9 protein-coding genes are annotated in these 13,967 nt (G+C 40.3%); 7 read left to right on the plus strand and 2 right to left on the minus strand.

Going from position 1 to position 13,967, the window contains the following annotated elements:
* Window positions 1-239: 239 nt before the first annotated feature.
* The 3 genes from CYG50_RS21535 to CYG50_RS21545 all read left to right on the plus strand — a co-directional run bounded on the left by CYG50_RS21535 (window position 240) and on the right by CYG50_RS21545 (window position 3,136).
* The gene (locus CYG50_RS21535; RefSeq protein ID WP_102140212.1) at window positions 240-1,031 is read left to right on the plus strand and encodes an N-acetylmuramoyl-L-alanine amidase-like domain-containing protein; all 792 of its coding nucleotides are present in this window, start codon (window positions 240-242) and stop codon (window positions 1,029-1,031) included.
* A gap of 421 nt (window positions 1,032-1,452) precedes the next feature.
* Entirely contained in the window at window positions 1,453-1,710 is a 258-nt protein-coding gene (locus tag CYG50_RS21540; RefSeq protein WP_232368222.1) for a helix-turn-helix domain-containing protein, read from the plus strand.
* 538 nt (window positions 1,711-2,248) lie between these two features.
* Window positions 2,249-3,136, plus strand: coding sequence for an N-acetylmuramoyl-L-alanine amidase (locus CYG50_RS21545; protein ID WP_102140213.1), 888 nt, complete (start codon window positions 2,249-2,251; stop codon window positions 3,134-3,136).
* Window positions 3,137-3,212: 76 nt separating this feature from the next.
* On the opposite strand, the gene iclR is transcribed toward CYG50_RS21545, so the two are convergent.
* A complete protein-coding gene (gene iclR, locus CYG50_RS21550; RefSeq protein ID WP_102140214.1) occupies window positions 3,213-4,043 on the minus strand; it encodes a glyoxylate bypass operon transcriptional repressor IclR in 831 nt (276 codons plus the stop codon).
* A 203-nt stretch (window positions 4,044-4,246) separates the two neighbouring features.
* On the opposite strand from iclR, the gene metH reads away from it, so the two are divergent.
* The 3 genes from metH (at window position 4,247) to CYG50_RS21565 (ending at window position 10,230) form a co-directional block, all read left to right on the plus strand.
* Complete coding sequence (gene metH / locus CYG50_RS21555; RefSeq protein ID WP_102140215.1) at window positions 4,247-7,930, plus strand: methionine synthase; 3,684 nt, start codon at window positions 4,247-4,249, stop codon at window positions 7,928-7,930.
* Between the two features lie 72 nt (window positions 7,931-8,002).
* Complete coding sequence (locus CYG50_RS21560) at window positions 8,003-8,590, plus strand: hypothetical protein (RefSeq protein WP_102140216.1); 588 nt, start codon at window positions 8,003-8,005, stop codon at window positions 8,588-8,590.
* 164 nt (window positions 8,591-8,754) lie between these two features.
* On the plus strand, window positions 8,755-10,230 hold the full coding sequence (locus CYG50_RS21565; RefSeq protein ID WP_102140217.1) for an SEL1-like repeat protein: 1,476 nt from the start codon (window positions 8,755-8,757) through the stop codon (window positions 10,228-10,230).
* Window positions 10,231-10,291: 61 nt separating this feature from the next.
* On the opposite strand, the gene lysC is transcribed toward CYG50_RS21565, so the two are convergent.
* Complete coding sequence (gene lysC, locus CYG50_RS21570; RefSeq protein WP_102140218.1) at window positions 10,292-11,668, minus strand: lysine-sensitive aspartokinase 3; 1,377 nt, start codon at window positions 11,666-11,668, stop codon at window positions 10,292-10,294.
* Between the two features lie 495 nt (window positions 11,669-12,163).
* Between lysC and pgi the strand changes: the two genes are divergently transcribed.
* Complete coding sequence (gene pgi / locus CYG50_RS21575) at window positions 12,164-13,810, plus strand: glucose-6-phosphate isomerase (RefSeq protein ID WP_102140219.1); 1,647 nt, start codon at window positions 12,164-12,166, stop codon at window positions 13,808-13,810.
* Window positions 13,811-13,967: the final 157 nt, after the last annotated feature.

Consider the following 13,967-nt stretch of genomic DNA (forward strand, 5'->3'; position numbering starts at 1 on the left):
GCTCGAGTACTATAGCATCAATGTTACCGGTAACATTGTTCAATGAAAATGGAGGCGTTGCAATATGGAAAATGAATATTCGAAGCTATCTGTGATCTGAATCAAATTTATATTATGGTATGGACAGGGTAGAAAATAGACAAATAAGCATGCTATAGTGGCTTTATTGATGATTTTATCATCAAATTCAATTAGATAATTACAGAAGGTTAGGTCGTATCAATGAGAAGAGCGCAAGAATGTTAAGGCTAGCTATAGCGGCATGTATATTGCTATTGGCAAATTTTGTAAGGGCTGAAGTGATTTTAGTTTCGGGCTCATATAAAGTCTTAAATGAAGTTTTTAATGAGCAAGCAGCAATGCAATTACATAATGCGTCACAAGCAGACAAAATTGATGCAATGACTCAACGTTTTTTAACGACGCCTTATAATAAGCAAACATTGAATATGAGTCCGTTATCAGCCGAAGAATTAGTCATTAATTTGAAAGAAATGGACTGTATGACATTTATAGAGTACACCGAAGCTTTTAAGCGTTCTAAAAACTATGAACAGTTTGTTTTAAATTTAATCAATATTCGTTATATCAGTCAAAATATTACATTTAAACATCGTCGGCATTTTTTTTCTGATTGGGCACAAGAACCTGAAGCAATTGTGGTCGATATTACCAATGAAATAAGTTCACATGCAGTTAAGGTAAATAAACGACTTAATTTTAAAAACCATAATCAGATGTATATATCGGGATTGCCGGTTAAAAATAGGTTAATAACCTATATTCCAACAGAATATGTAGATGATGACTTGGTGTTGAGGTTGAATGCAGGGGATTACATTGGTATTTATTCAAAGGATAATGGGTTAGATGTCAGCCATGTGGGGGTTGTAATACGTAGGGGGAACAAGACAATATTTAGAAATGCTTCTTCACTACGTGGAAATCTTCAGGTCATTGATATTGAATTGAGTGATTATTTAAAAGGAAAGTCTGGTATTGTTGTTTTTAGACCTAAATCAGATAATTAGTCTATTTATTTTTGATATAAAAAATAAGTAAACTCAAGTTTATGTATGCATAAAATCAATACATAAAATAAAATCAATACATGCAATAAAATAGTTTAATAATGAAAATTATACAATTGTTTTTATTGGTTGCTAATCATTGCTAGTTACATTTAAAATGTAAAAATATATTAAAATATCGATTTGATCAAAAAAAATATATATAAATATTATTTTATACCAAAAAGAGAAAAACTTTTATAAAGCAATGGATTACTTTGTAAATATGACTGGGGTCTCTTTTTTTTGTATATAAAGATGATGTTTACCTATTGTTCTTGCCATCTTTGATTGTTCATAACTATTTTAAAAGGTGATAATTAATTTTATAATGAGTAATACTAGCTAAATTATTTGTCTTATTTAAATTTAGGAGATGGTTATGCATATCGCTAAAAATAAAAATGTTTATGCATTATTAGGTAATCATTTACGTAAGGCTAGAGTAAGTAAAGGATTATCAGGGAATGAGTTAGGCGAAATTATTCATTTGAGTCAACAGCAAGTATCACGATATGAGTTAGGTATTAATAAGTTGAGTTTAGATAAACTGATTGAAATTGTGATTTTTTTAGACATCGATATTAATGAAATTACTAAAATTATTGCTAAGCAGGTTGAATATGAAAAAATGAGTTAGTGGTAACCAAAGTAAAATGCTTTTTATTTTCTATTTATGAAATTATTATAAATAATTTATTTTCTTTAAAGGTTTTTAGTATAAGAATGGGGTGTCACTTATACGTATAGGGAACTAGATGATTAATTTTTCAGAACGCTAGAAAAATAAATTTTATGGTAAGTATTTAAAATTGAAAATAATTTGGAATTAAATTATAGAAATAAGAATAATCAATTTCATGTTTTTTTATTTTTAAAGTGAATTTATTAGTGTTCATAATGACAAGTTTTCTGGAGTTTATCTCTGTTTCTTCCAATGTTTCCTACCATTTTAGGTAAGGAGACCGTTCTAGTAAATATTAAAGCCTTTTTTGTTTCTAATATGAGCTAAAAAGGTTTTAACATGATGTATTTAAAGATTTATTTTATTGTCTCTTATCTATATTCTTATGAATAAAAGGCGTCGCAGTGCTGTTGATGCATGAAAATTGATAGTATTGCTGACGACACAATGCTTAAATAAAGCTTAATGAATAATAGATGAAGGTTATGGTTCGATGTTCAAGTATATAGGGATATTATTTGCCTTTTTGCTATTAGGCTGTTCGGCTTCGAACAACGGTTACTATCTTGATAACCGTTACCCATCAAAAAATAGTAGTCAACGTATTCAATATATCATTATTCACTATACAGTCTCTGATGATGCGCATTCTATAACTCTGCTAACACAAGGCAAAGTGAGTTCCCATTACCTTGTTCCGAGTGTACCTGAAACTAAAAATGGTCTGCCTGTTGTGTTACAGCTCGTTCCTGAATCGTTAAAATCATGGCATGCAGGTGAAAGCTATTGGCGACAGCATAATGGTCTGAATGATACTTCTATTGGAATTGAAATCGTCAATGCAGGATTGCAAAAGGATGTAAAAGGAAAACTGCATTGGGCCCCTTATAATGAAGCGCAAATTGTTGCCTTGATCCCTCTCGTCAAAGATATTATGCAGCGGTATAATATTCCCCCAGAGAATATTATTGGCCACAGTGATATTGCTCCACTGCGCAAGCAAGATCCGGGTAAGGCATTTCCATGGCAACGTCTTGCTCAAAATGGAATAGGCGCTTGGCCAGACCCTAACACAGTGACTAAATTTCTAGCGGGGCGTAATGCCAATGAGCCTGCAAACGTGCTACGCGTTCAAAAAGCGCTTAATTATTATGGTTACTCAACAATTCCGTTATCAGGTAAGTTAGATCCACAGACGAAAAAAATATTACGTGCTTTCCAATTGCATTTCCGCCCGCGGGATATTGAAGGACAAGCGGACGCTGAAACAGAGGCTATCGCGTTGGCACTCATTGAAAAGTATCGTGATATGCAAAAATTTAAGTTATTTGAGAAGACCTCGCAGTTGCCTAATGTTTCGACAAATCAGCAAGGCGACTAGCAGGAAGTGAAAATGCTCTATTAGGTTGATTCAAAGTGAAATACAAGTTGTTTCGTATTTCACTTTTACTGTTTGGTTAGCGGTTTGCGCCATATTCATGGCTTATTTCTTTTGCAGCTTTGATAACCATGGCGCCTAATTCAGTAATGCGGTCATCGGTGATACGAGATAATGGGCCTGAAATAGAAATGGCTGCAAAAGCGTCTTTGTGCTCATCATAAATACAAGCTCCAATACAGCGTAACCCTAAAGCATGCTCTTCGTCATCATAAGAAAAGCCTTGTTTTTTAGCCTGTTGTAAATTCTCTTTTAAGGCTGATGGGTTAGTTAATGTATAAGGCGTATAAGCATGTAAACCTTTACGGCTTAAAAGTGGAATTAGTTTATCTTCCGGTAAGTTAGCAATGAATGCTTTACCTGCCCCCGAGGCGTGTAATGGCAGTTTTCCACCGATCGGTGCTGACATTCTCATTAGCGCATTACATTGTACTTGGTCAACAATAACGGCATCGTACTCGGTATGGTCTAGGATCGCTAAGTTGACGGTTTCCCCTGATTCATCCATTAAGCGGCGCAGTATCGGGTGAACAAGGGCTAATAAATTGCGACTTTCTAAGAAGCTACTACCAATGATAAAAGCATGAGAAGCAATAACCCATAGGCCTAAATCACCCGTTTGACGAACAAAACCATGTTGTTCTAATGTCATTAATAGGCGGTGTGTTGTTGAGTTTGGTAAGCCAGCTTGCATCGCAAGGTCTGTGAGGGCGATCCCCCCTGTTGATTCGGAAATATATTCCAACAGTGTTAAGCCACGACTTAATGACTGTACTTGTCCTGCTGCAGCTGCGCCACTCGCCGGCCCTTTTGCTTTTTTAAGTTTCTTAGTAATTGGTGCCGTTGCCATTAAGTCTCTCCTGACTGTCATTTTGCTTCTATTATGAACTATTTCACCTGAAAATACTCATCGGATCAGTGAAAAGTGTGCTCTTGTGCAACCTTGAAAAACTCTCATCATAACAGCGAATTTTCGCATGAGAAGTTGTGATAGGATGTTAAAAGTAAAAATTTGACTTATTTCTCAGTGTTCCATTTCAGGAGGGCAGTGCAGTGTCCGCAAAAGTTAATCAATTAGAACAAGAATTAAAAAAACGTATATTGGTATTAGATGGTGCAATGGGAACAATGATCCAACAACATAAGTTGTCGGAAGCCCAGTTTCGCGGTGAACGATTTGCGGATTGGCCGAGTGATCTAAAGGGAAATAACGACCTATTAGTCTTAACTCAACCAGATATCATTCGTGATATTCATTCTCAATATTTTGAAGCTGGGGCGGATATTGTTGAAACCAATACCTTTAACTCAACATCCATTGCGATGGCTGATTATAAAATGGAATCGCTTTCCGCTGAAATTAACGAAGTTGCTGCGCGCCTTGCCCGTGAGTGTGCCGACGAGTGGACACATAGAGCCCCTGAAAAGCCGCGTTATGTCGCTGGCGTATTAGGCCCGACAAACCGTACCGCGTCTATTTCTCCTGATGTAAATGATCCGGCTTATCGCAATATTACCTTTGATCAACTCGTTGAAGCTTATCGCGAATCTACACGATCCTTAGTGAAAGGCGGTGTGGATCTGATCATGATCGAAACCATTTTTGACACATTGAATGCGAAAGCCGCGATCTTTGCGGTAGAAACCGAACTGGAAGCTTTGGGTGTTTCTCTGCCAATTATGATCTCGGGTACGATCACGGATGCCTCTGGCCGTACATTATCAGGACAAACAACAGAAGCATTTTATAACTCATTGCGCCATGCGCAGCCGATATCATTTGGCTTGAACTGTGCATTAGGCCCTGATGAACTTCGTCAGTACATTTCTGAATTATCGAGGATTGCTGAATGTTATGTTAGCGCGCACCCTAATGCGGGGCTACCAAATGCGTTTGGAGAGTATGACCTTGATGCACAAAATATGGCTGAACAAATTCATGAATGGGCAACCGCAGGGTTCTTGAATATTGTTGGTGGATGTTGTGGAACGACGCCATTACATATCAAAAAAATGGCAGAAGCAGTAAAAGGCATCACGCCACGTCAATTACCGTCACTCCCTGTTGAATGCCGCTTATCCGGTTTAGAACCACTAAATATTGGCGAAAAATCATTATTTGTGAACGTTGGGGAAAGAACCAACGTGACTGGTTCGGCAAAATTTAAGCGGCTGATTAAAGAAGAAAATTACCAAGAAGCCTTAGATGTAGCGCGTCAGCAAGTTGAAAATGGCGCACAAATCATCGACATCAATATGGATGAAGGAATGCTGGACTCCCATGCAGCGATGGTACGTTTCTTGAATCTAATTGCTGGCGAGCCAGATATTGCACGCGTGCCGATTATGATTGACTCCTCAAAATGGGAAGTGATCGAGGCGGGGCTTAAGTGTATACAAGGTAAGGGGATAGTTAACTCAATCTCAATGAAAGAGGGGGTTGAGGCGTTTATTGAGCACGCTAAATTATTGCGTAAATATGGTGCTGCCGTGGTCGTCATGGCATTTGATGAAGTTGGCCAAGCAGATACACGTGAGCGGAAAATTGAAATTTGCCGCCGTGCTTATCAGATCCTTACCGAAGAGGTGGGCTTCCCACCTGAAGATATCATTTTTGACCCGAATATTTTTGCCGTAGCCACCGGAATCGAAGAGCATAATAACTATGCAGTTGATTTTATTGAAGTCTGTAAGGATATCAAGGCTCAGTTACCTCATGCGATGATTTCTGGTGGGGTTTCCAACGTCTCCTTTTCATTTAGAGGGAACGACCCTGTCCGTGAAGCAATTCATGCTGTTTTCTTGTATTACGCCATTCGTAATGGAATGGATATGGGGATCGTTAATGCAGGGCAGCTTGCCATCTATGATGATTTACCCGCGGAATTAAAAGATGCTGTTGAAGATGTGATTTTAAACCGCCGTGATGACAGCACTGAACGCTTACTTGAGCTGGCGGAAAAATACCGTGGAGCAGGGGCTGGAGAGCAACAAGTTCAACAAGCAGAATGGCGTAGTTGGGAAGTGGAAAAGCGCCTTGAGTATGCACTAGTGAAAGGGATTACCGAATTTATCATTGAAGATACGGAAGAAACTCGCCAACGTGCTTCCAGCCCAATCGAAGTGATTGAAGGCCCTTTAATGAACGGTATGAATGTGGTTGGTGACCTATTTGGGGAAGGCAAAATGTTCTTACCTCAAGTGGTGAAATCTGCTCGGGTGATGAAACAAGCTGTAGCCTATTTAGAACCCTATATTCAAGAGCTTAAGCAATCAGGTAGTAGTGCAGGAAAAATCTTGCTTGCTACCGTAAAAGGCGATGTTCATGATATTGGTAAAAATATTGTTGGGGTTGTATTGCAATGTAATAACTATGAAATCATTGACTTAGGTGTGATGGTTCCGTGTGAAACTATTCTAAAAACAGCACGTGAAGAGAACGTTGATATCATTGGTTTGTCTGGGTTGATCACGCCATCGCTTGATGAAATGGTGCATGTGGCAAAAGAGATGGAAAGACAAGGGTTTACCTTGCCATTATTGATAGGTGGAGCAACAACATCAAAGGCACATACCGCTGTAAAAATTGAGCAGAACTATAGTGGGCCAACGACTTATGTGCAAAATGCTTCACGCACCGTGGGAGTGGTGGCTGCATTATTATCAGAAACACAAAAAGCAGATTTTGTGGCGCGAACTCGCCGTGAATATGAAACCGTTCGTCAGCAACATGGCCGTAGAAGGCCAAAAACCCCCCCTGTAGCATTGGATGTGGCGCGAGCGAATGCAGTGAAGATTGATTGGCAAAATTACCAACCTCCGGTACCAAAATTCCTTGGTATTCAAGAAGTCACAGCACCTATTTCAACCTTGAGAGGCTATATAGACTGGACGCCATTTTTTATGACATGGTCTTTAGCAGGTAAATATCCGCGAATTTTAGAAGATGAAGTGGTGGGTTCTGAAGCTCGTAAGCTATTGAAAGACGCTAATAATATGTTAGATAAGCTAGATAAAGACGGCTTATTAACACCAAAAGGTATTTTTGGCTTATTCCCTGCAAACCGGGTTGGGGATGATGTGGAAATTTATACCGATGAGTCGCGAAACCAGGTGCAAGTGATGGGGCTGAATTTACGCCAACAAACCTTAAAAACGGAATTTCCAAACTATTGTTTATCTGACTTTGTCGCGCCAAAGGATAGCGGTAAAGCTGACTATATTGGGGCTTTCGCTGTGACTGGGGGCTTAGAAGAAGATGCGCTTGCTGATGAATATGAACAACAGCATGATGATTATAATAAAATCATGGTTAAAGCGCTGGCGGATAGACTAGCGGAAGCGTTTGCTGAATATCTACACCAACAAGTCCGTATGCGTTATTGGGGTTATGCGGCTGATGAAAACTTGAGTAATGAAGAGCTTATTCGTGAAAATTACCAAGGAACCCGTCCTGCACCGGGGTACCCGGCTTGCCCTGAGCATACAGAAAAGGCAAAAATTTGGCAGTTACTTGATGTGGAAGCAAAAATTGGTATGCAGCTCACCAGTTCTTATGCGATGTGGCCAGGCGCCTCAGTGTCAGGCTGGTATTTTAGTCATCCAGAAAGTAAATATTTTGCGGTAGCTCAGCTACAAAAAGACCAAATTGAGGATTACGCAAAACGCAAAGGGATGTCAGTGACAGAGTTAGAACGTTGGTTAGCGCCAAACTTAGCTTATGATCCTGAAGATTAAAACAAGATCAATATATTGATTTTTCATGTATTCGGCACCATCTTATAGGTAATACATTAGAGGGGTCCAATGATGAGCTATGAATTTATTATTGAAGAAGAACTGCCACGCTCGGCAGTTTTTCCTTATCAGATCCAAAACAGCGCGGCGCCTGAAACCTTTATGATGAGTGAAGATGCGGTGAGTGCCATGATGAGTGTGTTACAGATCATGGACAAGCTTGATACCGATGATTCACTGGGTGAGCACTGTTTTAATCAGATTTGGTTAAGAAGTGAGCTAACGCCTGCGAGAGCAGAAGAGATTTATCTGTTTTTAGAAGAAAATTTAGCGGTGGAACCTATCCCTTCAGAGGAGGAAATCACGGCTTTTCATCAAGCCCAACTCGATGAAAATAAGCTGTTATCCCAAGAAAGCCCTAAAGACGGTATGGTACCCGTGCATAAATTTTCGACCAATGATGGTTGGCTGGTGACTACGAAAGAGTGTGAATGGATTGCCGAAGTCTTTTCACCAGAGCTGGTTAGCGAAAACCACTTTGTGGTTTCTCAGATCTCTGAGCTGTGTAAGATTAGCTATCGCACATTGGAAGCTCTGCTAATTGAGTGGGGTAAATTTAATTTATTTGCCAGCAAACACGGTGGTTACCGCGTTAATTAAGAACTGTAGCTTATTAAGGAGACAAAAGTTTCAGCAAGAAACTGGCGTCTCCTCCGTTTTCTGAATAATTCCTTTGTAATTCTACTTTTTCAGCCAACATCCCTTATGAATTTTTTATTGGAATGATATGTTAATGACATAACGCCAATAAATGGGTCATGGTGATGAAATTACGTTCTTTTCTGTTAGTTCTCTATGTTAGCGGTATTTCCCTTGCGCAAGCTGGCAATATCGTTGAAGCGCCTTCGACGAAAAATAAACCGGATACGCTACAGGCACAGCCTAAAAGTACGCCTATGCCTGATGAGTTCAAAGCCAAATTAAAGCTAGCGAATGCTGGTGATGAAGAGGCGATGGTAGATGTTGGGCTTGCTTATATGGATGGGACTGAATTTCTAGCGGTCAATGAGAAAGAGGCTTACCGCTGGTTTAAAAAAGTGGCTGACCGAGATAATACGGATGGAGACTATTATTTAGGGATGTTGCTGCAAAATCAGGAAAAATACCAACAAGCGGAAAAGTGGTATCGCCGAGGTGCCGAAAAAGGCGATGCTTATTGCCAATATGCGATGGGTTACTTATATGAACATGGTATTGGTGTTGAGCAAAATTTAAAGCAAGCGAAAGCATGGTATGCAGAAGCCGCAGAGCAAGAACACGCTAACGCACAGTTTGCCATGGGGCTATTTTATCATGATGGTTTAGGTGGTGGTATTGACTACCAAAAGGCGCGTGAGTGGTATGAAAGAAGTGCGGGCAATAATATTGCAGCCGCAGTGAATAACTTAGCGGTGATGTATGAAAATGGTGAAGGCGTAGAACTGGATGATGAAATGGCGATTTACTTATATCGCCAAGCCGCCAATATGGGCTCTGCAACAGCGCAAGTAAATATGGGGGACTTTTATCAAGAAGGCCATAGCGCAATAGAAAAAAATAGCTACCAAGCAATGTACTGGTATAAACGCGCGGCGCAACAGAACAATATTGCGGCTCAATTGGCGATTGCGAAAGCCTATGAACAAGGCAATGGCGTTGGCAAAGACCTTGCTGAAGCCTTTATCTGGTATGAACGTGCTGCACAAAATGAATCCCAAGATGCAGGAATGAAGGTAGCTGAATTCTATGAAAAAGGGTTAGGCGGGGTTAAAAAAGACCCCAAAAAGGCTGTTGAGTGGTATATATCACTCGCCAACAGTGATGGTAAAGAGGCTCAAATTAAGTTAGCAGAACTGTATGTGTCTGGAGAGCTGAAAAATGTTGATGTGAATGACATTTTGAGTTGGTTGCTGATTGCTCAAGAAAATAGCATTGAGGCTCAAAACCAGTTAGCTATCTTTTATTTAACGGGAACAGGTGTGGCGAAAAACACACACAGAGCACGGCAATTGCTGGAAAAAGCGGCATTTAAAAAGAATAGCGATGCTCAAAATAACCTTGCGGTGATGTATGCACGAGGCGAGGGCGGTGAAAAAAATATTTTCCGTTCGGTAATGTGGTTTGAACGAGCAGTAGAACTCGGTAATGAAACTGCAAAAGGGAACTTGGCGCTTTTAAAACAGAATAACGGTGTGACGGGCAAGATGCTGCAATACACCAGCAATGTTACACAACCCAGCAAACAGGCTGGAGGGGATTAACTGCATAATATAGAAGGCGATCGTCACGATCGCCTTCTGGTATTTTGATCAAACTTCCACACTATTCAAATAAATTACTGTGCAAGGTACGAACAATCTCTTCAGCATCATTTCCGGGTACCAATAAACAAATATTGTGGCTACTCGCGCCATAGCTGATCATGCGAATATTGAATGACTCAAGTGCGCCAAAAATTTGTCTTCCTAGGCCATTCACTTGCGACAGCTCATTACCAATGATTGCGACGAGCGCTAAATCCTCTTCCACTTCGACACGACATAATGCGGATAACTCAGTCATTAGCGCATTGGTGAGTAAACTGCCGTTAGTTCCTGTTGAGCCTGTTGTGTCTAAGGTTAGTGCCACACTGACTTCTGAAGTCGTAATTAAATCCACTGAAATATTGTGGCGCAGTAAAATGGTGAAAATTTCCGCTAAGAAACCGCGTGCGTGCAGCATTTTTAGGCTGTGCAAGGTGAGTAGCGTTTGTTTACGGCGCAGTGCTAATGCCCTAAATTGCGGTGGATTAGTGGTTTTATCACACACAATGGTGCCGCCAGCTTCGGGCGCTTTACTTGAACCAACAAAAACAGGGATCCCTGCGCGTACTGCAGGAAGGAGTGTCGCAGGATGCAAAATTTTTGCGCCAAAGGTCGCCATTTCAGCCGCTTCATCGAAAGCAATTTCATCAATGCGTTGGGCACTCGGTACGACGCGAGGGTCAGTGGTGTAAATTCCAGGAACATCAGTCCAAATATCGACACGTGATAAATTAAGAACCTCGGCTAACAGGGCAGCGGTGTAGTCACTTCCACCACGACCAAGAGTTGTTGTGCGGCCTTTTTCATCACGGCCAATAAACCCTTGGGTGATCACAACTGACTCGGCAAGGCGTGGCATGAGTTGCTGCTCTGACAATGCTTTTAGCTGAGCAAGTTCTGGTTCAGCACGGCCAAAGCTGTCATTGGTTCTCATTACTTTGCGTACATCAAACCATTGGGAGTTAGCGTTGCGTTGGCGTAGTACTTCAACAAATAGCAAGGTTGACATTAATTCGCCGTGACTCACCATTTCATCGGTTAATGCGTCAGAAGTGGCTAAAGCAGCCGAATCAGCTAAATGAGCAATATTATCGAGTAAGCGATTGATTTCTTCACGAATAACATCAGCAGTTTGTAGGTTATCAATAATTGAGTATTGAATATCCTTCACTTTTTTCAGTAGTTCATTGCGTTTATCTGCATCGCAGCCTTCGGCCAGCTCGATTAATAAATTGGTAATGCCAGCAGAAGCTGAAAGTACCACAACTCGTACATTTGGGTTGGAAAGTACGATATTGGCGCTGTTATTCATTGCTTCAAAGTTAGCAACGCTGGTACCGCCAAATTTGGCGATAACATACTGATGGTTGTCTGCTGAAGACGCTGCGATATTCATGGTGTCAATCCCTTTGGTTAAACCTAATCTTTATATAGATTTATCGGGTAAATAGGATGGCGTCAATCAGGAATCGAAGGAAATCAGTAATTCTAATGATAGGTAATTTATTATCGCTTTTCTCAATGTACCCGTCATACTCGTCATACTTCAAGCTGCATGGGTGTTGACTGCGCTCAGATAACCGAATCACATACTTTTGTATGCTCATCGGTCTATCTTCGCTTGTCGCCTACATGCAACTTGAATTATTTAGGGTATATACTCGCCATACTTCAAGCTGTATGGGTGTTGATTAGCGTTCAGCTAGCTGAATCACATACTTTTGTATGCTCATTGGTCTAGAAAGTGCGTATTTCAATAAAAGGGGCAATTAAGTCTGGAAAAGTGCGGCAGAATTGGGGAATATCAATATAACGCAGAAAACCGATAAGTCTCGTTTTCGTGACGGGGTACAATCTATTTCTATTTAAAATTATTTGGAGAGTGTTATCCATGAGAAGTATTAATCCAAGCCAAACGGCTGCATGGCGGGCGCTAGAGCAACATTTTGCGCAAATGAAAAATGTCCATATGCGTGATTTGTTTGCACAGGATAAAGACCGCTTTACTCATTTTTCGGCGACGTTCGATGGTCAAATCTTAGTGGATTTCTCCAAAAATAGAATTACTCAAGAAACATTGGAACATTTATTGGCTTTAGCAAAAGAAACAGAGCTAGAAAGCGCTATTAACAGTATGTTCCAAGGTGAGAAAATTAACCGTACTGAAGACCGTGCAGTACTACATACCGCTTTGCGTAACCGTGATAACACGCCTATTTATGTTGATGGCAAAGATGTCATGCCAGAAGTGAACGCGGTATTGGATAAAATGCAGCAATTTAGCCAGCGCATTATTAGTGGTGATTGGAAAGGTTATACCGGTAAAGCGATTACGGATGTGGTGAACATCGGTATTGGTGGTTCAGACCTTGGTCCATTCATGGTGACAGAAGCACTGCGTCCATACAAGAACCATCTAAACATGCACTTTGTATCGAACGTGGATGGTACGCAAATTGCGGAAACACTGAAAAAGCTGAACCCAGAAACAACCCTGTTTTTAATTGCGTCAAAAACCTTTACAACCCAAGAAACCATGACTAATGCGCATTCTGCTCGCGATTGGTTCTTGGCTGCGGCAAAAGATGAAAGCCAAGTGGCTAAGCATTTTGTGGCACTTTCCACAAATGGCGAAGAAGTCGCGAAGTTTGGTATTGATACCAACAATATGTTTGAATTTTGGGATTGGGTTGGTGGCCGTTATTCATTATGGTCAGCGATTGGTTTATCCATTATTTTATCGGTCGGCTTTGATAATTTCGTTCAATTATTGAACGGTGCCCATGCGATGGATAAACATTTTACCCAAACGCCGCTAGAAAAGAACATCCCTGTGTTGTTAGGTTTGATTGGCATTTGGTACAACAATTTTTTTGAAGCGGAAACTGAAGCGATTCTGCCATACGACCAATACATGCATCGTTTTGCCGCTTACTTCCAACAAGGCAATATGGAATCGAACGGTAAATATATTGATCGTGATGGAAAACCTGTTACTTATCAAACAGGCCCGATTATTTGGGGGGAGCCGGGAACCAACGGTCAACATGCGTTTTATCAGTTGATCCACCAAGGAACGAAGATGATCCCATGTGATTTTATCGCACCTGCGGTAACCCATAACCCGTTAGGGGATCATCACGAAAAATTATTATCTAATTTCTTTGCGCAAACGGAAGCATTAGCATTTGGTAAAACTCGTGAAGTGGTTGATGCCGAGTTTGCTGCGCAAGGGAAGAATGTCGCAGATATGGAATATGTTGCGCCTTATAAGGTGTTTGAAGGTAACCGCCCAACTAACTCCATCTTATTGAAATCAATCACACCTTATTCGTTAGGTGCATTGATTGCGATGTATGAGCACAAAATTTTCACCCAAGGGGCGATTTTAAACATTTTCACTTTCGACCAATGGGGTGTGGAATTAGGCAAACAGCTCGCAAGCCGTATTCTGCCTGAATTAGAAAATAGTGATACGGTGAGTAGCCATGATAGTTCGACCAATGGTCTGATTAACAGCTATAAAGCTTGGCGATAAGTTAACAACGTATTATTTAAATACTTCAATATAAGGTAGGGAGCTCCTGCCTTATATTGTTCAACTGACTATTGTTAAATTGTTCGTTTTTCAAGCAATTAAATAAAATTTATTATGATATTAATAAATTTTATTATTATCGATAACTCGCTAGTAA

Source organism: Providencia huaxiensis, assembly GCF_002843235.3.
Taxonomy (GTDB): Bacteria; Pseudomonadota; Gammaproteobacteria; order Enterobacterales; family Enterobacteriaceae; genus Providencia; species Providencia huaxiensis.